The following is a 20,352-nucleotide window of genomic DNA, read 5'->3' on the forward strand; positions in this document are numbered from 1 at the left end:
ATTTGTTAACTAAGTCCTTCGTTAAAGATGCATACATTAATCTAATTTTGCAATACCAATAAGAAAGAGACAGACGGTGTTTAATGCTTGTGTAGCAAGAAGTTAATTATAGTTAAAGGAACGTAGCGCTTTAAACTATTCTGCTTAAAAAAACGTCTATATAGTAAAATCGTGAAGATCGATTTTGGTATGATAATTGAAAGGATAGATTAAAGAAAAACGAGGACTAGTCAGTAGTTCTCTTCATACAGTTAGTAGTTTATTTGTTTAGTGACCCGAAGGAGTAGTTAACCTTCGGTTTTTTTTGTCTTTACTTTTCGTCACTGCGAAGGAGGTACGACTGAAGCAGTCTCTAAAATTAAGAGTGAAGCATTATAAGCTTATGATTATTCATGATTAGGAAGAGAAGTTCGATCATTTCTCTCGAAATATATCTCTGGCAGTACAATTCCCACTTCTCGATCGGAGTCTTCTGCTTTCCAGAAAAGAAGATAGTTTATCTTACAGTCTTTGGTTTTGAAGCCCTTTTCTTCGAGTTCTTTGAGCTTTTTCTTGAAGCTTTTTGAAAACTTGAGAACAAACTCTCTGTTAGTATTAAGGCAACCCTCTTCGGATAGTAATAATGCATCTCCACTTAATAGTTCACGAATTCGATGTTGTACAAATTCAAAATATCCTAGTTGAACGTCTCGGTGTGTCAATTGAAGGAGAATTTCATCCGGTGGTGAATAGACAGAGGGATCAATAGTCTTGATTATGTTTTGACTATTAATATGCTCAAACACGCGGCTATTTAAATGAATGGAAAGATTTTGTTTTGCTCTAGTTAAGGCTACATATACTTGCCTTTTTGCCTCATCAGTATTTAGATTAAAGTTATCAAGAAGAAGAAATATACTATCGAACTCTTTTCCCTTTGCTTTGTGAATAGTGGATACAAATATTGTCTCGACATCCTCACCATAAAAGTCTTCCAACTTTGATTCTCTAATAAAAACCTCAAAGTCAGAACGGTATTTCTTTTTAGGATTAGTGACTTCAAAGTCTCTTATAATATTTTGGCAAATCTCTAAAGTAGTACTGCTTTCAAATTGGTTGCGTAGCTCTCTTTTCGCTTCCTCCCAGTTTTCTTCATGGACTATATAAGAAGATTCGTCCAAGTTTAATTGACCAATGAAAAACCGAACCTCCACAAGGTTATATAAACTAAATCCATCATTGGTCTGAATGAGTTTGGCATTCCTCTTATTATTAAGAAGCAATCCGGTAACAAACATTGCTTCTTCATTGGTTTTTGTTAGAACACAGGTTGTGCCCATCAGTTCACTTTCAAGTATACTTTGAACTAAGGGTGTAATCAGGTTTGTACTTTGATATTGAATAATTTTTATAACGCCTAGGCCTGCTTGTCTGGCAATGATCGGAGTGTTCTTTAATCTATGATGAATTGTTCTAACAAATTGATTAGTAAATTCTACCAAATTTGATTTGCTCCTATAATTCTCAACTAGTTCATACTTTACAGCCTTATTGGTTCGAATGAATTGCTCTAAATATTTGGAACTTGACCCCCTAAATTCGTAGATGTTTTGATCGTCATCGCCAACAGCAATCACTCTCATTTCTTCATTTTGCTCCATCAAAACCTGAATGAGTTCAAACTCATCGGAATTCATGTCTTGAGCTTCATCAATAACCAAGACTGTACGAGCTATTCTATTTGACTCTACTTCTCCTACTCTTATTCGCTCGACAGTTCTTTTGAGTATACCATCTGATTTGTCTAGAGTTCCAACCTTGCCCAATAAATCGAAACAGTAAGAATGAAACGTCTTTATATCTACATACAATGCAGCATTTCCTATTAATTGTAAGAGGCGTTTCTTAAACTCTGTTGCAGCTGCTCTTGAAAATGTAAGCATCAATAATTGTTCGTGCTTTACATCTTCCATCAAAAGCAGTGAAGCCAACTTATGGACTAATACCCTTGTTTTGCCACTCCCAGGGCCTGCTGCAACTACAATCTGTTTAGATTCTCTATCATTTATAATTTTTAACTGGGTAGGAGACAGTTCTCCAAAGAGCTGTCTGAACTTGGAGGGTGTAATATTTCTCTTAATCTCATCTTGTCTACTTCCTTTAAAGTACTTAGATAAAAAAGATTGATCATTCAACTGAAAGTAGTCCTCCACAAATTGCAAGGCATCTTTATAATCGCTGATCATTTTTTTAGCATATTCCCCTACAATATGTATTTGCTGAACTTTGGATTCATAGAACTGATTGAGTTTTTGATAGTCCTCTATTTTGTACCTTTTCTTATTGTCTTGTTCGATACGCTCTACCGTCAATTTATTGTATACTACAAGAAACCCACCTTCAATTTTTATTGCTTCAATTCGTGATAGATAAAACAGAGTATCTTCTATGTCGTCAGTGGAAATATTTAGCCTGAAAAGCGCCTGACGGTTTTCATAAGCTTTTTTTAACTCTTGAACAGAAAACTCTACTAATACCTGTTCCTTTTCATTACTCGGTTTTAAAGAAGAACTCTTTTGATGGAGTAATTCAATTATGAATTGAGCCAACTCATGGCGCTTCTCCAGTTTATCTTGAAGTGCCAATTTTGATTGACTACACAATACGGTTATGTGGTTTTTGGATGGGTCTAGATGCCTTTTAATCCAGTTCTTGATCGCCCAAAAATTGATGATTGTTTTCAACTTTTGAGGACTGACTTCATTACAGCCATTTTCCTCAGCTGTTTCATTCAGCTCTTTGATATGAAAAGTTCTTTCTTCCTCTTGAAAAACGGACAGCAGAAACTTTTCAATTTTGGCATATACTTGAACTATATGAAGTGAACGATTTACACTCTCATCTTTCTGAATAAAAGCTGTCAAGTCTTTCGCATCTGCTAGAATTTTTTCCTCCCTAAGAAGTTTCACAATATTGATGACTTCTTCTTTGACAATTCCAAGATGATCAGATATGTAATCAACACGAGATTCGGCTACATCATCATTACTCTGTTTTCTGCTCTTGCTTGAGAAAAGGGATTTAATTATTCGAACTCCCTTCTCCTTTTGATTTTCCTGAAACTTTTCAGATGCGTTTATTCTATCGATTGCCTCTTGTGCATTCTTAGCTAGAATGCTGTTAGCAAATATCCTCGGCATATTTTGTCCTCGCTTCAGATAGCCAGCATCTTCTAAGGCGGCAATAGCTGTTGTAACCCGGGTCTCTATATCTCTTATATTGTCATCCCACCCTGCCTTTCTAGCGATTTCTAAAGCGGAGTTAGAGGCTGTTGAACGAAACCTTGTGATATGCTTAATCGCTTTCCAGATTTGTTGAATTTCTTTGATACTCAATTTGGTTTGATTGAGTAGAATGAAGTGCTTGCTAAGGTCTTCTTCATTGAAAAGCACGTAACAATCAGCCGTAATGCTTTGATCCCTTCCTGCCCTACCAGCTTCTTGAACATAGTTTTCTAGTGAATCAGAGATTTCATAGTGAATAACCATGCCAACATCTTTCTTGTCAACCCCCATTCCAAAGGCAGATGTAGCGACCATTATTTGTACCTCTCCATTTATGAAAGCATCCTGATTGGCAGACTTTTCTTGCTTCTCCATTCTACCATGGTAAGGCCTGGCTTTATACCCATCTTTTACCAAGCGCTCTGCAAGTTCATATGCCCTTCTGGTCCGAGAGACATAGATTATTGTAGGACAATTCTTTTCATCCACTAAATCTCTTGCTGTATTGTATTTTTCCTCTTCATTCTCCTTTTCAAACACTTGATAATGAAGGTTCTTTCTTGATTCTTTTGAGCTGAAAAGCTCTAAACTCAATCCCAGTTTATTCTTGAAATACTCTCTTATATCTTCAATAACCTTTCTCTTGGCAGTAGCCGTGAAACAGGAAACTGGTATTCCCTCTTCTAAATTCTTCTTTTCCTGAATTGACTTGATAAAATCGCCTATGTATAAATAATCTACCCTAAAGTCTTGTCCCCAAGAAGAGAAACAGTGTGCCTCATCAATGACAAAACGTGAGATTTTTCTACCCAGAATCAATCTTTCTATACTCTTTGATCTCAGGGATTCAGGGGATATATAAAGGATGGATGCCGAACCATCTTCAACCCTTTCAAACGACTTACTACGTTCAATTGGATCCAATAGCCCATTGATTGTTACAGATTCGGTAATCCCAACCCTTTCCAAATTATCTACTTGATCTTTCATCAGGGATTGGAGAGGTGAAATAACCACCGTTAAACCTCTTGTGTTTTCCCCGCTCATCAAGGCAGGCACTTGGAATGTAATTGACTTTCCTCCCCCTGTTGGAAAAACGGTTAGTATTGATTTGTTGTCGATTGCTGCTTTTACAGCCTTTTCTTGTAATGGTTCACCGCCATAGCTTCGATATGAGTTAAAACCAAAAAACCTTTTTAAGCCAGCATGAATATCTAATGCCTGATCACAATAAACACAGCCTTTTATACAGGGTTTATTCCTTAGAAGGAATACAATTCGTTCTACTTCCCTATAGTTTCTTAATACCCATGGTGGGGTAATTGAATACTTGTTTTTAGAATTAATCAAAGCCAATGCATAAGCTAATTCTACAGGGTGTTCAGAGCTTATCTTAAGCAGATTGGAGCTTGTGCAGATCTTCGATTGAAAGAATCCATGTATTAATTCTGTAGGGTTTTTATATTCCGATCTATAGTCAACAAAATTGAAAAAAGAGGAAAACTCTTTTTTGTCGTGTAAAAGCAGGTAGAGGATTTCTTTAAAATGACCTTCTGTTTTTTGAAATGCAGTGAGTTCATCAAAAAAGAGGTCTTTAGCTTTTATTGAGTCATTAAGTGGGTTATTAATTTCTTCTGTGAGAAGTTTGTCATCCTTCAATAGATTATGATATGGTTTTGAAGGGAATAGTAAAGGCGATAAATGCAGTGTATCTATTACCTTCTTTGATTCAAGGAAATCCTGAGAAAAGGAGTTGCGAATAAATTTAAGATCGTGGCTTAGAATATTATGACCACATATAAACTCTGAATCAGTCAGGAATCGGATAAAGTCAGGTATAGAGTTTGAATGAAATGAATCTCCATTTGATTTTATAGCACCTATATCGAGGATTCGATTATTCTTTGGGTCAACTTCTGTATCAATGAAGACTATATTTTTCATCTAAAAACATTAACTCCATGCCATTCTAGGCTCTCTCTATTTGGCCAGTATTTTTTATTCGCTGGAAGACTTATTCGCTGGCCCTCGAATTGCCTAAGCGTAAGTTTGCCTTCCTCCACGAACCCTTCAGAAACCCTAACTCGGAAGTCTGGAGTAATACTCAATAACCCTCTATCGAATGCACGATGCAAGTTTGGACATAAGGCGATTCCATTGGTTACCGTGTCATCATAACTTTCACTAAAGGGTATTATATGGCAAGCATCTATCATCGAGATGTTATGCATTGAGCTGACCCTCAGCCCTGAAATACAGCAAGAATGATCGTATATTTTTGGAATTTCACGCTTGAAAACTGACCCTCTAAGAAAGATTTCCTCGTCATTTTTTTGAGTCAACAGTTCCTTTGTTCTATCTCTATAATATTCGGAAGGATCGTTTAAAAAGCTGTATTCTAAATCATTGAAAAGTGAGACAGGGTCTTGTTCAGAAAAGTAACCCTTAGTGTTTGGAAAATATTCTTCTAACAAAACCTGCAAGAGAGCCTTTCTAGAAGATGCATCATTAAGTAACTCAAATAAGGGTTTTTCGATCTCGGCATACTCCACCGCAGCATTTAGGTTCGCAAAGCTCTTGACTAACGAACCCATTGTATTCAGGTTGCTAAATCCAGCCTTTGGCTTCAACACCCAAAAACCCTCGCTTTTCATATAGAAAAAGGGATAGGATATCCGACAATCATGATTGGTTTGAACAAGCTTATTCCAGTTGGTTTTGAAAAGAGCAACCAATTCAGGTGTCAGATAAATCTTAGGTTCTGATATTCGTTTGGTTTCATATGCCTGAATAATAGAAAGAAGAAGAATCGGCTTGTGCGGGGCAATGCCGTGAGAGCGATCGATTCGTAGTTTACGAAAGACTTTAAGGTATTTCGTAAGAAACTCATTTTGCTGTGGTGTGCCGTTTATTGTTGAGTGTTTTTCCATACAATTCTACTCAATATACCTAAATCCCAACTTTGCTACAGCTCCACCCGGGCCACTGGCCCAGGCTGATTTGCCTGTTTTGGAAACGGATACAGCGTAGTATTTTCCTTCCATTGGAGTATAGGCTTTGTCTCCATCGTAATAATAGTCGCAGCTTTCTCGGCCAACGGCCAATACTAGGTTGTTGTCGTAAACGGCTACTCCAGAGCGATAACCATTCGGCTTCATACCGGCCATTACCGGAAACCAGCTTTTGCCACCATCTGTGGTATAAGCCGCATTGATTTTGGTGAGCGAATCGCCACGGTAATCGCCACCAACCATTAGGCCTTCCATTTCATTTTTAAAGTCGATTGAGAAAATACCTTCTGTAGATTCTCCTGATTGCATCGGGGTGATGGTTTTTTGCCAGGTTTCTCCTTTATCGAAGGAGTAGAAAAGGCTGGCTTCTTGCCCTCCCAAACCAATATAAACCTGATTTTCACCAACAGTTCTCAGGCAAGTGCCACTGGCCGCAAAGCCTCCCTGACCATCAAGTGCTTGCGGTCTTTGTTCAAATGGAAGTTCGTTCCAGGTTTCTCCACCATCGGATGTTTTGAGGATTAAAAGTCTGCCATCTATAGCATCGCCAAAAGCAATGCCTTCCTTATCATTCCAGAAATCCATGGCATCGTAGAAAGTGCCTTCTACCATACTGAAATACTTCTGTTCCCAATTCTGGCCGCCATCCGTTGTTTTGTAAATCACTGCTGGAAGGCCTGCACTGAGCACAATGGCCGTGTTGGAATCGAATGCTTCAATATCCCTGAATTGAAGCGTATCAGTACCGGGAATAGAAACATTCTCCCAAGTGGTTCCGCCATCTATAGTTCTGATCACAGTTCCTGTGCTTCCACTGGCCCAAGCTACATCATCAGAAACGGCAGAAAGACCACGGAACCCTGCAGTTACCCCAGATTCTTGCGGTTGCCAATAGGGTGTAGGCCTTTGTTGGTTGGTTTCTTTTTGATCGTCTTGTTTTGAACCACATGAGACTAGCAAAACAAGAAGCATGAGAGCAATGGTCTTTTTCATTAGTGAGCTATTATAATGCATTTAGCTTCCCTAAAATAATTAAATCTGTCATCCTCGCGCATGCGGGGATCTCCTCGGTTGTACTAATCTCACAGAGATTCCTGCCTTCGCAGGAATGACAGCTAGGGAAGCAAATCTGGGGATTCTTATTCCTGAGAAGCTAAACTTGCTAAATCTGGTTTTTCTGGAGAAGTGAAAACTGATTCTGGAAGTTCATCGAAAACCATAACGTCTTCCATTCCACGTTCGCCCCTACTGCTAGAAAGCATAATTTCTCCATGCTTTTTATAGTCTAGCCAAGGCATGGTGAAGCCTGGCTTTTCTGCCTCTTGAGATGAATAATAGGCCCACTGGCTAACTAACTTAGTCTCTTTATCTACCCATACATAGTACATATTCTGAGGAGTTCGGCCTACATTTTCGAAGGTCAGGTTCAGTTTGTCAGCAGCTCTTCCGTCAACAGTGGCTTCCTCACCCACATATTTTAAGGTAACGCCAGAATCTTTCAGCTTAAATGGCATCACTAACCAGTAAGAGTGATTGATCCATGTGCTTTTGGCTCTTTGCATTAGGTTCTGAGCCGAGTCGGCATCCATAATTTCTTCGCCATTCATAAAGGCTCTTCCTGTGCCATCATTAATGTTGGTGAGGTAAGTCATTCCATTACCGGCATCAATGCGAACATTGCCTGTCCACTTATCCCAAACCAATGCATCACGGCCAAAGAACTTCCAAGCAATATAGTGGGTATTATCCCATGCTTCTCGGCCGCCCATAGCCTCCATTACTTCATCGGCAATGGCAATGGCTTTTGCATCAGATTCTGCTTCATTAAAGCCTTCAGCTGCAGGGTTTCCATAGGGTTCTTCCTGAGTGGTTTGACTGGTTTCTCCGCAGCTGAACAAGAAAAGCGTAAGTGTAAGAGATAAGGTGAGTTGAGTTAAGGTTTTCATAGATAAGGATTTGGGTTGAAATTAAGCCTTTCATTGGCTACCGCCAATACCTAATAAATAATCGTTTCAGAATGATGAATTGTTCAACACCCCAAATCCGCTAAAACAAACCTTTCAACAATATTCTTATGAAAACATATTGTTGATGTTCTTTTCCTTTACTTTTACCTCATCTAATGTTAAGAACTGTTCCCAGAACTGCTCATTTGGTAAACCTGCTACAATTACGATAGGCTCTTTTTTTACTGGGTGCTCAAAGTACAATCTGCGGGCATGTAGGTTGATGCTCTTGTCCTCATTAGGTTTTTTAAAGCCATACTTTAAATCACCACGAATTGGGCAACCAAACTCCGACATATGTACCCTCAGTTGGTGTGGCCTTCCAGTTAACGGTTCTAATTCAACTAAGTAATGATTGTTCAGCTTACCTAACACCTTAAAGTTAGTCTCGGCTTTCTGAGCACCATCTATCGGTTCAGCATAAGCAGTCACGGTGTTTTTCGCTCCATCCTTCTTCAGCCAGCTTACTAGTTTACCTTTTTGCTGACTTGGCCTTTTCTTTACAATAGCCCAATAGGTTTTTTGAATCTTTCTAGAAGCGAAAATTTTATTCATTCGCTCCAAGGCTTTAGACGTACGAGCAAAAACCAAGACACCACTTACAGGTCTGTCTAGTCTGTGAACCGGATGAAGGAAAACAGCCCCTGGCTTATTGTACTTCTCAGCAATGTACTCCTTACAATAATCTAATAAGGTTTTGTCGCCAGTGTGATCACCTTGAACAAGGTAACCAGCTGGTTTATTGACAATCAGTAGGTGATTGTCTTCATATAGAGGTTGAACGATGCTTTCCATTAGAATTCGCTTGTAAAGTGAAACTGAATATCGGGGAAGTTGTCTTGAACCATTTGAAGCCAAGCTTTTGATTCAGCCATAAAAACAAGTTTATCGTCTTTGTCTCTGGCAATGTGCCTTTGCTTTGAGCTGATAAACTCATTCAATTTTTTCGGATCCTTAGCCGAAATCCAACAGGCCTTATAAAGCTGCATTGGAGCAAACTCAACCGAAGCTCCGTACTCGTGCTTCAATCTATATTGGATTACTTCGAACTGAAGCTGACCAACTACACCAACTGCCTTTCTAGAGCCTAATTCAAAGCTAAAGAGCTGTGCAACACCTTCATCCATTAGCTGCTTCAAGCCTTTATCTAATTGCTTGGTTTTCATGGCGTCTTTGTTGATCACCTCTCTGAAAATTTCAGGAGAGAAAGCAGGAATACCAGTGTAAATACCTTTCATGCCTTCAGTCAGGGTGTCACCAATTTTGAAGTTACCAGTATCATACAAACCAATAATGTCTCCTGGGTAGGCTTCATCAATGGTTTCTTTATCCTGAGCCATAAAGGCTGTGGCTTGAGATATTCTGAATTTTTTATCCTGACGGGTGTGGTAATAATTAGAACCTCTTTCGAATTTACCAGAACAGATTCTTAGGAATGCGATTCTGTTTCTGTGTTTCGGATCCATGTTTGCGTGAATCTTGAACACAAAACCTGTAAACTCTTTATGAGTTGGAGTAATCATTTCCTCATCCAGCTTTCTTGGCTTTGGGTTAGGCGAAATTTTAAGGAAAGTATCGAGTAGCTCCTTCACTCCAAAGTTATTTACTGCCGAGCCGAAGAAGACAGGAGCCACTTTCCCAGAAAGGTAGTCTTCCACAGGAAGCTCACCGTAAAGATCTTGCAGCATTTCTACATCTTCGCGCAGCTGATTTGCATAACGCTCCCCTATTAGTTTTTCTAACTCTGGAGAGTTAATGTCTGAGAATTTAGTAGCCTCTTCGTGGAGTTGCTGCCCACCTTTAAAAAGCCTCAAGCTTTTGTCGTAAAGGCTGTAAACACCCTGGAAAGTTTTACCCATTCCAATTGGCCAACTCAGTGGATGAACTTCGATACCAAGTTTACCTTCAATTTCATCGAGCAAATCGTAAGGGTCTTTTCCCTCACGGTCAAGCTTGTTGATGAATGAGATCACCGGAGTGCTCCTCATTCTACAAACCTCCATGAGTTTCTCTGTCTGAATCTCAACTCCTTTCACACAGTCAACCACCATAATTACGGAGTCAACTGCAGTAAGCGTACGGTAAGTATCTTCGGCAAAGTCTTGGTGACCAGGAGTATCGAGTAAGTTGATTTTTGAGCCCTCGTATTCAAAAGCCATCACGGAGGTGGCCACAGAGATACCTCTCTGCTTTTCTATCTCCATCCAGTCGGAACGGGCATGCATATCGATTTTATTCGACTTCACCGCTCCCGCTTTTTGAATAGCACCTCCAAAAAGCAAAAGCTTTTCAGTGAGCGTGGTTTTACCCGCATCTGGGTGACTTATAATTCCGAAGGTTCTACGTTTCTCTATCTCCTGCGCTATGCTCATCTCGTTGAAATTGAGCTGCAAAAGTACTTAAAATCTCCGTCTAGACATAACCTCGCCTAAAATGTCATTCCCCTGCCTTTCTCTTTCTTTTCCAGCGTTTATGAGACCACAGCCAATACTCTGGCCGTTCTTGAATTACTTTTTCTAAGGTCTTATGATGCAGTTCGGTGATTTCTCCATGTGCCGTATTCAGCGGATCTTCAGTAAGAATTTCTAAAGTCATGCAGTAATGTCCTCTTTTGACTTTCTCATTCTTTGCAAATACCACTGCGTAGTTTCTTTCTTTAGCATACTTTTCGGCTCCAAAGGCTACTGGGGTTTCCTGATTTAAAAACTCCATCCAGTATACCTTTTTGGCAATGGTTGGAGATTGATCTACGCCAAAGAAAATAGCATACGGATCTTTGTGTTCTTTAAAGAACCCTTCTCGAATAGCCTTTCTAGAGACAAGTAGCATTCCGGTTTTTGACCGAGCCTCTAACATTTTGCGCTCAAAGAATTCAGACTTGAATTGATGGTAAATGCCTAGTGTCTGGTGTTTAAACCAGGGGTTAATACCTGTGGCTACATACTCCCAGTTATTATAATGCCCTGTACAGATGATTAGTCCTTTGCCTTGTTCGAACAGGTGATCGACAATTTCGGGGTTTGAAACGGTCTGCTTGATCGCTAATTCTTCAGCTGTCATGGTTTGCATCTTGATACCTTCCAGCATGACATCACAAAAGTGTCGGTAGAACTTCCTTCTAATATCCTTTATTTCTGCTGCCGATTTCTCGGGGAAGGACTTCTTCAAATTGGTGTTGACTACTCTCGTTCGATAACGAAATATCTTATAGCCTGTCCAATACAAGAAGTCAGAAAATCCATAGACCATCCACCAAGGCATGCGAGAGATAGGAAATACAACGAGGTAGTAAAAAAGAATCATAACTAGAATTGACTTAGTAAAATCAATAGACTGTGCAGTTTACTCATTTTTAGTCTGACAACCTGCATTGAAGGGCAAGTGACTTTTCGTCCATTACACGGTAAAGTCATCAGTTCTGAAATCTACTTTCTGTCAATGTGTCACCATCTGTCAGAAAAATTCGATTGGCATAACCATTGTGTAATGGGAGTCGGATTTGAATTAGAAAATATTACAGATAGATCATGGGAAAAATTATTGGAATAGACTTAGGTACTACCAATTCATGTGTTGCGGTGATGGAAGGTAATGAGCCTGTTGTGATCCCTAACAGTGAAGGCCGAAGAACCACACCATCCATTGTGGCATTTTTGGATAATGGTAATGGAGAAAGAAAAGTAGGTGATCCTGCCAAGCGTCAGGCCATCACAAACCCTTTGAACACCATTAGCTCTGTGAAGAGATTTATGGGTAAGAAATACTCAAATGTTTCAAATGAACTAAGAGGCATTTCTTACAAAGTAGAAAAAGGAAACAATGACACCGTAAGAGTTAAAATCGGTGACAGAAATTATACTCCTCAGGAGCTTTCAGCAATGATCCTTCAGAAAATGAAGTCTACTGCTGAGGATTACCTTGGAACAGAAGTGACCGAAGCGGTAATTACCGTTCCTGCTTACTTCAATGATGCTGAACGTCAAGCGACTAAAGAGGCTGGCCAGATTGCAGGTCTCGAAGTAAAAAGAATTATCAACGAGCCGACTGCTGCATCATTAGCATATGGTCTCGATAAAAAAGATAAAGATCAGAAAATTGCTGTATACGACTTAGGTGGAGGTACTTTCGATATCTCTATCCTTGAGTTGGGAGATGGTGTATTCGAAGTAAAATCTACCAATGGTGATGTTCACCTGGGTGGTGATGACTTCGACCAGGTGATCATTGACTGGTTGGCTGACGAGTTCAAGAATGATGAGGGTCTTGACCTAACTAAAGATCCAATGGCACTTCAGCGTTTGAAAGAAGCCGCAGAGAAAGCGAAAATTGAATTGTCTTCTTCAAACTCAACTGAGATCAACTTGCCATATATTATGCCTGTTGATGGTGTGCCAAAACACTTGGTAAGAACTCTTTCAAGAGCGAAGTTTGAATCACTAGCCGATAACCTGGTGAAGAGATCAATGGCTCCTGTGAAGAAGGCGTTGGAAGATGCTGGTTACAGCACTTCAGATATTGATGAAGTAATCTTGGTAGGAGGTTCAACCCGTATTCCTAAGATTCAGGAAGAAGTTGAGAAGTTCTTCGGTAAGAAGCCTTCTAAAGGTGTGAACCCAGATGAGGTTGTGGCTATCGGTGCTGCTATCCAGGGTGGTGTGTTAACAGGTGAAGTGAAAGATGTATTGCTTCTGGATGTTACTCCGCTTTCATTGGGTATCGAAACCATGGGTGGTGTATTCACCAAACTGATTGAGTCTAACACTACTATTCCGGCTAAGAAGTCTGAGGTGTTCTCAACAGCGGCTGACAACCAGCCTTCAGTAGAAATTCACGTATTACAAGGTGAGCGTCCAATGGCGAAGGATAACAGAACCATCGGTAGATTCCACCTGAGTGATATTCCACCAGCACCAAGAGGAGTTCCTCAAATTGAGGTAACCTTCGATATTGATGCTAACGGTATCATGAACGTGTCTGCTAAAGACAAAGGAACTGGAAAAGAGCAGAAGATTAAGATTGAAGCTTCTTCAGGCTTGACAGATGAGGAAATCCAAAAGATGAAGCAAGAAGCTGAAGCTAATGCTGATGCGGATAAAAAGGAGAAGGAAAGAGTTGAGAAACTCAATACTGCTGACTCCTTGATCTTCCAAACCGAAAAGCAACTGAAAGAATATGGCGACAAACTTTCAGAAGGTAACAAGAAGCCAATCGAAGAAGCACTTGCTCACTTAAAAGAAGTACACCAGAAACAAGATTTAGATGCTATTGACCCAGCGGTTGAGGCATTGAATAAAGCTTGGGAAGGTGCTGCTCAAGAGATGTACGCTGCCTCTCAAGGCGATGCTGCAGGTGCACAGCCAGGTGCTGATGCTAACGCAGGTGATACTTCTGGTTCGGACAACGGATCTGGTGATGTATCAGACGTAGAGTACGAAGAGGTTAAATAAACCTAGTACTCGATAAATTATAAATGAACCCTGATCTCAGAAGAGGTCAGGGTTTTATTTTGATGCCCTAATCTTTCTCTGACCCGTCATTGCTAGGAGAAAGTTTGACCCACGTCACAATCTTCTGCTCCTGATATCTAGGGACGCGAAGTTTATTCCTCGCAAAGTCGGAGACGAGACAAATTACTGATACACTGATTTCTGATTAACCATTACCCTCACAACTGGTTAAGACAATGATTTTCATTAAATTTGAGGCAAAATTCAGAGATATGCGATTAAGCTACAAAGAGCAAGAAAGCGTTGATGTGTTAGAAGAAGTAGTTGAAGAAGACCTGTGCGATCTGGTAGTCTTTAATGACGATGTGAATACTTTTGAGCATGTGATCAATATCTTAATGAAGGTGTGTAAACACTCTGCAGAACAAGCGGAACAATGTACGCTCCTCATTCACTACAAGGGAAAATGTACGGTTAAGCACGGCTCATTTACCGAGTTGAGACCTATGTGTGAAAGTATTTTGGATGCGGGAATTACCGCAACAGTAATGTAAATTTTCTCCTTCTAGACATTGAACTTCCCACCAAAAATTGTTGAAGATGCAATAGAAGAAATCTCAAAGCTGCCCGGTATCGGTAAAAAAACAGCTTTAAGATTAGTCTTGCATTTGCTCAAACAAGACAAAGATGCCACCTCTAACCTTACTGCGGCACTTTCTCACTTACGAGAAGATGTGCAGTATTGCGGCACCTGTCATATGATTTCAGATACTACAGATTGTACTTGTAGAACCATCACAAGAGATTTAGCCACCATTTGTGTAGTGCAGGACACTCCAGATGTTATGGCTATTGAAAATACGCATCAATACAAAGGCCTATATCATGTACTGGGAGGCGTTATATCTCCAATAGAAGGCATTGGACCAGAAGATTTACATATTGAATCTTTGTTTAAGCGAATAGATACAAGTGAGCCTAAAATTGAAGAGGTAATTTTAGCGTTGAACCCAACAATGGAAGGTGATACTACAGCCTTTTATATCACTAAAAAATTGAAGGCTTTAGGCATAAAAGTCACTACTATTGCAAGAGGAATACCTATTGGAGGAGAACTAGAGTATGCCGATGAAGTTACTCTGGGTAGAAGTATTTTGACAAGAACGATATACGATTAGAAAACATGAACATTGTTTCAGACCGCATCAAGAATATGGCCGAGTCGGCCACCTTGGCCATGGCAGCAAAAGCCAGAGAGTATAAAGCTAAAGGTATTAATGTAATTAGCTTGAGTTTGGGTGAGCCAGATTTTAAGACTCCTCAGCATATTCAAGACGGTGCTAAAAAAGCGATTGATGAAGGCAAGTATTTCGCTTACCCTCCAGTAAATGGTTACCAAGATTTAAGAGAGGCTATTTCTGCCAAGTTCAAAAATGAAAATGGTTTAGATTACTCAGCCGATCAGATTGTGGTTTCTAATGGCGCGAAGCAATCTATTGCCAACATTTTTCAAGCTATCATCAATGAAGGCGATGAGGTAGTGGTGTTTTCTCCATTCTGGGTGAGCTACTCTGCTCTAATCGAATTGGCTGGCGGTGTTCCTGTTTTTGTGAATGGTGGAATCGAAAACGACTTCAAAGTAACTGCCGAGCAATTTGAGGCAGCTATAACGCCAAAAACCAAGGCCATGATTTTCTCTTCGCCTTGCAACCCTACTGGTTCTGTTTTCACCAAAGAAGAACTAGAACCAATCGCAGAAGTGGTGTTGAAACATGAAAATATGATTGTGGTTTCTGACGAAATCTATGAGCATATAAACTATACGGGTGCTCACATGAGCATTGGTGCACTCCCTGGCATGTTAGAAAGAACAGCAACTGTAAACGGAATGGCCAAAGGCTTTGCCATGACAGGTTGGAGAGTGGGTTATATTGGCGCACCTCTTTGGCTAGCCAAAGCTTGCAATAAGGTGCAAGGACAATTTACCTCTGCCAACTGTTCTATTGCTCAGCGTGCAGCATATACTGCCCTAACAACAGACTTAGAGCCAACCAGAGAAATGGCCAAAGAATACTTGCGAAGAAGAGACTTGGTAAAAGGCCTACTCGATGAAATTCCGGGTTTTAAAACCAATGTCCCTCAAGGCGCATTCTACTTCTTTCCAGACGTGAGCGCCTACTTTGGTAAATCTGATGGAACAACTACTGTAAATGATGCCGATGAGCTTGCTATGTATATTTTAGAGAATGCTCAAGTATCGGTAGTTACTGGTGGTGCTTTTGGTGCGCCTAACTGCATCAGGCTATCTTATGCCGCTTCAGAAGAAGACTTAAGAAATGCCATCAGCCAAATGAAAGAAGCTCTAGCAAAACTTAAATAAATGACTTTTAACAACGCGGAATCACTTTTTGAGGCATTCAGCAAACTGAAGGTTTTGGTTATTGGCGATGTAATGGTAGACTCCTACATCTGGGGTTCTGTAAGCCGAATTTCTCCAGAAGCGCCTGTACCCGTTGTCTTAGCCAAAAGCAAAGAAAAAAGACTTGGAGGTGCTGCTAACGTAGCGCTCAATGTACAGTCTTTAGGGGCTACTCCCATTCCCTGTGCCATTGTTGGAGATGATGCAGATGGTGATTTTTTTATTGAAAGACTCAACGAAAGAGGTATTCCGAGCAAAGGGGTCATTACAAGTTCAGAACGTGTTACCACAGTAAAAGAGAGAATTTTGGCAGGCTCTCATCAAATGCTTAGAGTCGACTCTGAGTCTGACAAAGACATGAGTGAAATTGAGCAGAAAAGCCTACTTGCTCACATCAGAAACTTACTTCCAGAATGCGATGTGGTCATTTTCGAAGACTACGATAAGGGAGTAATCAATAAAGCTATCATTTCAGAAACCATAGAAGAAGCCAATAAGCTGGGTATTCCTACCGTGGTGGACCCGAAAAAGCGCAACTTCTTAGATTACAAAGGAGCCACGCTCTTTAAGCCGAACTTGAAGGAGCTAAGAGAAGGCATGAAGATCGATGTAGATCCGAAAGACATGGATTCTGTTAAATCAGGAGCCAAAGCACTACAAGAGGCGCTTGGTGCTAAAATGGTTATGGTAACCCTTTCTGAGCATGGAGTCTTCATCAAAGACAATGGAGAAACGCATCACATTCCTGCGCACATTAGACAGATCTCGGATGTTTCTGGTGCTGGTGACACAGTAATTAGTATTGTGGCTTGCGCCTTAGCTGCAGGCTTAGATGCTAAAAGAACTGCGGCTTTAGCCAACCTTGGTGGCGGCTTGGTTTGTGAGTATGTTGGTGTGGTACCAATTAACAAGCAAGACCTATTGGAAGAAGCTGTAGAGCAAAAAATATTCAGTTAATGCCATTTGTCAACCTCAAAGACGTTCCATCTAAAGAGCTACTACCAGGCTTCTCTGGTAAAATGATTCATACTGAAAATATGACTTTGGCGTATTGGGACATCAAAGCTGGAAGTGTTTTGCCCGAGCACTCTCACGTTCATGAGCAAGTAGCTGCCCAAGTAATTTCTGGTGAATTTGAAATGACCCTACAAGGCGAAACAAAAGTCTTAAAAGCCGGAGACGTAGCCATTATTCCTTCCAATGAAATTCATTCTGGAAAAGCCATTACAGACTGTCAGTTATTAGATGTATTCAGTCCCGCTAGGGAAGACTACATGTAAATCACCTTTTAAGGGTAGAAAATTAGTCGCATAAAATTTATAACTTTTGGTCTCCAAACACACACCACATGGAGGCCATAATCTATATGCCAGGATTGGGCTCAGGTTTGTCAGACCAAAGCCTCAACACATTTGCCTACCGATATGTAAAGGCGGTAGACATCAATGAGCCTAACGAGAAGAAAAAGTATTCCATAAAAATTAGAGAGGAAAACTTTGGGATAGATGGCTCCCTCAAAACTCAGGTTGCTGGCCTATTCGAAGAACTCAATCAGGAAACCAAGCACATCATTGATATCTATGAGTATAGCTATATAGAAGAGCTAACCACTGAGTTTCGAAAGACCAGTATTATCTATAAAACCTTTCTGCTGAGCGTTATTCTTTCCCTTAACGGACCGAAAGTAATGTGGCACACCATACGCAAGCTCTTTAAACAGCGTGGTGGTATTTCAGAAGGACATTCAGGGCAGTTTTTATATGCAGCCTTTATTTTGGGAATTCTTACACTGTTCGGAGTACTATTGGTGGCGTCATTTCCTGTAGCAATTGGCGATCTTGTTGATGTAAAAAACCTTCCTCAGTTCAAGCATTTTTTAGAAAACTATAAGCTAGGCCAAGCAATAGAATCATTCTATTCCCTCTTAAGAGGAAAAGCAGAGTACCTGATTGGCTTCTTTGCTCTTTTCTATTTGGTTATGCCAGACATCAAGTTCTTTATCACCGAAATGGCTACCCAATTTATTTGCATGATCAGGTATTTCAGTGCTGGTAAAAATAGGCTGAACCTTACAGGCAAGTTTGAAGAGCTACTTGAAAAGGTGTGTGAAGATGAAAATGATTACGATCAGGTTACAATCATTGCCTACAGTTTCGGAACCATGGTGGCTCTTGATACAATGTTTCCAATGGTTGGAGCAACAAGCCATAGAGTTGCAGCCAAAATTACTCACTTAGTCACTATCGGGTGTCCTTACGACTTTGTAAGACTGTATTGGAAAAGTTATTATGAAGAAAGAGAGTTTAAGGCTATTAACCTCAGAAAGTGGTATAATATATATTCTGCTGCAGACATTCTCTCTTCCAACTTTAGGAAAGATCATCAGGTTGGCCCTGCCAATTTATCAGTTACAGCTAACGGAGTCACTCCAGAGAACTTACCTTTTAATGTGCTCCCAAAGAAAAGATTCAACCTTATAGGGTTTATAATGCTTTCTGGTATTCGTGCACATGGAATGTACTGGGAAGATCAACTCAACAGCTCCAGCTGTCTCACTACGCTGGTGGCCAAAAGGCATGAGACAGAAGAGAAACAGGCCACTTAAAATTTCAATTCATTCAACTATTCTAACAATTAAACCACAAACCAATGTCATTAACACGCGATGTTATTAAAATTCAGGTAGTTAAGCCTGCCTTAGAATCGGTAGGCGATTTTGATGGTGATTTTGAAGAGTTCAGCTTCAATAACTTCCAGCCTACATACCAAAGTGTCTTTCTAGAGAAGATAAAAACGAATATTCAGTCCATTCCTGTGACTGATGGAGATACTACTTATAACCAGTATATGTATGATGTTATCCTCAACCCAACCATTTTTTCTGGATGGACCATTGTAAAAGATTGCATCGATTATGTTTCTACTAATTATAGTACAGGACCCCGATAAGTCATGAAGAAGCTAATAGTAATTTTACTGTTGGTTTGTGCTCAAGCACAGGCTCAGTATACCTTTAAAACAGTGGTAGACACCCCAAATCCTCCAAAAATCAACGTCTTAATAGGTGATCTGGGAATCAATTCTAATATTAATCAGCTTGCAACTCTTTTGGCGTTTGACAAAAGTGAAAACAGTTTTGCCTTCTATGCCAATGGTAAAGAGTTATTTCAAAACCCTGATATTTCTGTAAAGACGAGGTTTCAGAACCAGAATATTCAGGTGGAAATTAGTGGACTCTCTAAGTATGAACTAGTCCTTCTGCAGAACACAAAGTCTAATGTTTATCTAAGTCCTAAAAGTGACATAATCCTTACATTAAATGGCGGAACAACAGCAACCATTGAAAAAGCGGATTTAGAAACGCAGTCTTTAGGAAAGATTAGTATTGACAAAAGCATCATGGATATGTATTTCTCTGCCTTTGGAGGAGATTATGCCTATGCTAACAACTCCTTCAATTGGAGCTTTACTCCAAAAAGTGAAAGCGATATAGACAATATGGAGTTGAATGCCGACTTCAGCTTTCACCAGAGTTATTCATTAGGTAGTGGTAAGGCTAAAAAATCTGATGCAAAACCCATTGTGTTTTACGCAAAGGGAAGAGTTAGCACAAATGCTAAAGATTCGCTCAACTACCTTTATGTGTACCCTGTCAACTTCAATATTTCTGGAGAAAGTGACGCTCAAATAATGGCTAGGTTAGGGGTGGAAGGAAATCAAACATTCACCAGTGGCAGAGTTGCCTTCAATTTTTCTTATGAGAAGCTGATCAGCAACTTGGTAAACTTAACCTACGGAAGCAATAGATTGCGCTTAAAGCCAGTGCTTAATGTTGGAGGAAAGATTTATAATGAGTTCGAAAATATGCGGATGGGAGCTGAGTCTGAAAATGAGTTCTCTGGCCAAGTATATGCCAACTTGTACTACAACATTCCCGTGTTCGATAATTACTCTTTAATTCTAGAGTCAAATGCATATTACGATTTCAGTGAATCGATAAACCCTGACCAGAAAATAAAGCTGAATTATAGCATTGCACTTGGAGTAGAGTTACCTAAAACTCCATTTAAAACGCTCTTCAAGTATAAGGATGGTCAAGTCGATGTTAATAACTTAGATGACAGTAATCTGACTATTGGTTTACTAACAGACTTTGAGTCATTAATTGGCGCAACAAAAAAGAAGTAGCACCAAAAGAAAAGAGGT

16 protein-coding genes are annotated in these 20,352 nt (G+C 40.0%); 9 read left to right on the forward strand and 7 right to left on the reverse strand.

From position 1 onward, the window contains the following. Positions 1-386: 386 nt before the first annotated feature. From AWW68_RS03020 to AWW68_RS03050, 7 genes are all read right to left on the reverse strand, one after another. On the reverse strand, positions 387-5,207 hold the full coding sequence (locus tag AWW68_RS03020) for a RecQ family ATP-dependent DNA helicase (RefSeq protein WP_068216429.1): 4,821 nt from the start codon (positions 5,205-5,207) through the stop codon (positions 387-389). Next, the gene (locus AWW68_RS03025; RefSeq protein WP_068216431.1) at positions 5,204-6,193 is read right to left on the reverse strand and encodes an HNH endonuclease; all 990 of its coding nucleotides are present in this window, start codon (positions 6,191-6,193) and stop codon (positions 5,204-5,206) included. Before AWW68_RS03025 ends, AWW68_RS03020 begins: the two co-directional genes overlap by 4 nt. 6 nt (positions 6,194-6,199) lie before the next feature. After that, positions 6,200-7,267 carry a WD40/YVTN/BNR-like repeat-containing protein gene (locus tag AWW68_RS03030; protein ID WP_068216433.1) on the reverse strand — a complete coding sequence of 356 codons (1,068 nt, stop codon included), beginning with the start codon at positions 7,265-7,267 and terminating at the stop codon, positions 6,200-6,202. Positions 7,268-7,413: 146 nt separating this feature from the next. Continuing rightward, entirely contained in the window at positions 7,414-8,220 is an 807-nt protein-coding gene (locus tag AWW68_RS03035) for a DUF6503 family protein (protein WP_068216435.1), read from the reverse strand. 126 nt (positions 8,221-8,346) lie between these two features. Beyond that, positions 8,347-9,075 carry an RluA family pseudouridine synthase gene (locus AWW68_RS03040; protein ID WP_068216436.1) on the reverse strand — a complete coding sequence of 243 codons (729 nt, stop codon included), beginning with the start codon at positions 9,073-9,075 and terminating at the stop codon, positions 8,347-8,349. Continuing rightward, on the reverse strand, positions 9,075-10,652 hold the full coding sequence (locus AWW68_RS03045; protein ID WP_068216439.1) for a peptide chain release factor 3: 1,578 nt from the start codon (positions 10,650-10,652) through the stop codon (positions 9,075-9,077). The genes AWW68_RS03040 and AWW68_RS03045 overlap by 1 nt, the downstream gene beginning before the upstream one ends. 64 nt (positions 10,653-10,716) lie before the next feature. Then, a complete protein-coding gene (locus tag AWW68_RS03050; RefSeq protein ID WP_068216441.1) occupies positions 10,717-11,583 on the reverse strand; it encodes a lysophospholipid acyltransferase family protein in 867 nt (288 codons plus the stop codon). A 224-nt stretch (positions 11,584-11,807) separates the two neighbouring features. On the opposite strand from AWW68_RS03050, the gene dnaK reads away from it, so the two are divergent. The 9 genes from dnaK to AWW68_RS03095 all read left to right on the forward strand — a co-directional run bounded on the left by dnaK (position 11,808) and on the right by AWW68_RS03095 (position 20,334). Then, on the forward strand, positions 11,808-13,727 hold the full coding sequence (gene dnaK, locus AWW68_RS03055) for a molecular chaperone DnaK (RefSeq protein ID WP_068216443.1): 1,920 nt from the start codon (positions 11,808-11,810) through the stop codon (positions 13,725-13,727). A 236-nt stretch (positions 13,728-13,963) separates the two neighbouring features. Beyond that, positions 13,964-14,281, forward strand: coding sequence for an ATP-dependent Clp protease adaptor ClpS (locus AWW68_RS03060; protein WP_394364962.1), 318 nt, complete (start codon positions 13,964-13,966; stop codon positions 14,279-14,281). Positions 14,282-14,299: 18 nt separating this feature from the next. Continuing rightward, positions 14,300-14,905 (forward strand): recombination mediator RecR, encoded by a 606-nt coding sequence (gene recR, locus AWW68_RS03065; RefSeq protein WP_068216445.1) that lies wholly within the window; start codon positions 14,300-14,302, stop codon positions 14,903-14,905. A 5-nt stretch (positions 14,906-14,910) separates the two neighbouring features. After that, positions 14,911-16,107: a pyridoxal phosphate-dependent aminotransferase gene (locus tag AWW68_RS03070; RefSeq protein WP_068216447.1), complete on the forward strand. Its 1,197-nt coding sequence runs from the start codon at positions 14,911-14,913 to the stop codon at positions 16,105-16,107. Beyond that, on the forward strand, positions 16,108-17,103 hold the full coding sequence (locus tag AWW68_RS03075; protein ID WP_068216449.1) for a bifunctional heptose 7-phosphate kinase/heptose 1-phosphate adenyltransferase: 996 nt from the start codon (positions 16,108-16,110) through the stop codon (positions 17,101-17,103). After that, positions 17,103-17,426, forward strand: a complete 324-nt coding sequence (locus AWW68_RS03080) for a cupin domain-containing protein (protein ID WP_068216451.1) — start codon at positions 17,103-17,105, stop codon at positions 17,424-17,426. Before AWW68_RS03075 ends, AWW68_RS03080 begins: the two co-directional genes overlap by 1 nt. Before the next feature lie 68 nt (positions 17,427-17,494). After that, positions 17,495-18,751, forward strand: coding sequence for a hypothetical protein (locus AWW68_RS03085; protein WP_068216453.1), 1,257 nt, complete (start codon positions 17,495-17,497; stop codon positions 18,749-18,751). Between the two features lie 44 nt (positions 18,752-18,795). Beyond that, a complete protein-coding gene (locus AWW68_RS03090) occupies positions 18,796-19,095 on the forward strand; it encodes a hypothetical protein (RefSeq protein WP_068216455.1) in 300 nt (99 codons plus the stop codon). Between the two features lie 3 nt (positions 19,096-19,098). Next, on the forward strand, positions 19,099-20,334 hold the full coding sequence (locus tag AWW68_RS03095) for a hypothetical protein (RefSeq protein WP_068216457.1): 1,236 nt from the start codon (positions 19,099-19,101) through the stop codon (positions 20,332-20,334). Positions 20,335-20,352: the final 18 nt, after the last annotated feature.

It is taken from the genome of Roseivirga spongicola (genome assembly GCF_001592965.1).
Taxonomy (GTDB): Bacteria; Bacteroidota; Bacteroidia; order Cytophagales; family Cyclobacteriaceae; genus Roseivirga; species Roseivirga spongicola.

Bases quoted from the DNA above. Each gene is read 5' to 3' on its own strand.
- AWW68_RS03020 (WP_068216429.1), bottom strand. From the start codon at position 5,207: ATGAAAAATATAGTCTTCATTGATACAGAAGTTGACCCAAAGAATAAT.
- AWW68_RS03025 (WP_068216431.1), bottom strand. From the start codon at position 6,193: ATGGAAAAACACTCAACAATAAACGGCACACCACAGCAAAATGAGTTT.
- AWW68_RS03030 (WP_068216433.1), bottom strand. From the start codon at position 7,267: ATGAAAAAGACCATTGCTCTCATGCTTCTTGTTTTGCTAGTCTCATGT.
- AWW68_RS03035 (WP_068216435.1), bottom strand. From the start codon at position 8,220: ATGAAAACCTTAACTCAACTCACCTTATCTCTTACACTTACGCTTTTC.
- AWW68_RS03040 (WP_068216436.1), bottom strand. From the start codon at position 9,075: ATGGAAAGCATCGTTCAACCTCTATATGAAGACAATCACCTACTGATT.
- AWW68_RS03045 (WP_068216439.1), bottom strand. From the start codon at position 10,652: ATGAGCATAGCGCAGGAGATAGAGAAACGTAGAACCTTCGGAATTATA.
- AWW68_RS03050 (WP_068216441.1), bottom strand. From the start codon at position 11,583: ATGATTCTTTTTTACTACCTCGTTGTATTTCCTATCTCTCGCATGCCT.
- dnaK (WP_068216443.1), top strand. From the start codon at position 11,808: ATGGGAAAAATTATTGGAATAGACTTAGGTACTACCAATTCATGTGTT.
- AWW68_RS03060 (WP_394364962.1), top strand. From the start codon at position 13,964: ATGATTTTCATTAAATTTGAGGCAAAATTCAGAGATATGCGATTAAGC.
- AWW68_RS03070 (WP_068216447.1), top strand. From the start codon at position 14,911: ATGAACATTGTTTCAGACCGCATCAAGAATATGGCCGAGTCGGCCACC.
- AWW68_RS03075 (WP_068216449.1), top strand. From the start codon at position 16,108: ATGACTTTTAACAACGCGGAATCACTTTTTGAGGCATTCAGCAAACTG.
- AWW68_RS03080 (WP_068216451.1), top strand. From the start codon at position 17,103: ATGCCATTTGTCAACCTCAAAGACGTTCCATCTAAAGAGCTACTACCA.
- AWW68_RS03085 (WP_068216453.1), top strand. From the start codon at position 17,495: ATGGAGGCCATAATCTATATGCCAGGATTGGGCTCAGGTTTGTCAGAC.
- AWW68_RS03090 (WP_068216455.1), top strand. From the start codon at position 18,796: ATGTCATTAACACGCGATGTTATTAAAATTCAGGTAGTTAAGCCTGCC.
- AWW68_RS03095 (WP_068216457.1), top strand. From the start codon at position 19,099: ATGAAGAAGCTAATAGTAATTTTACTGTTGGTTTGTGCTCAAGCACAG.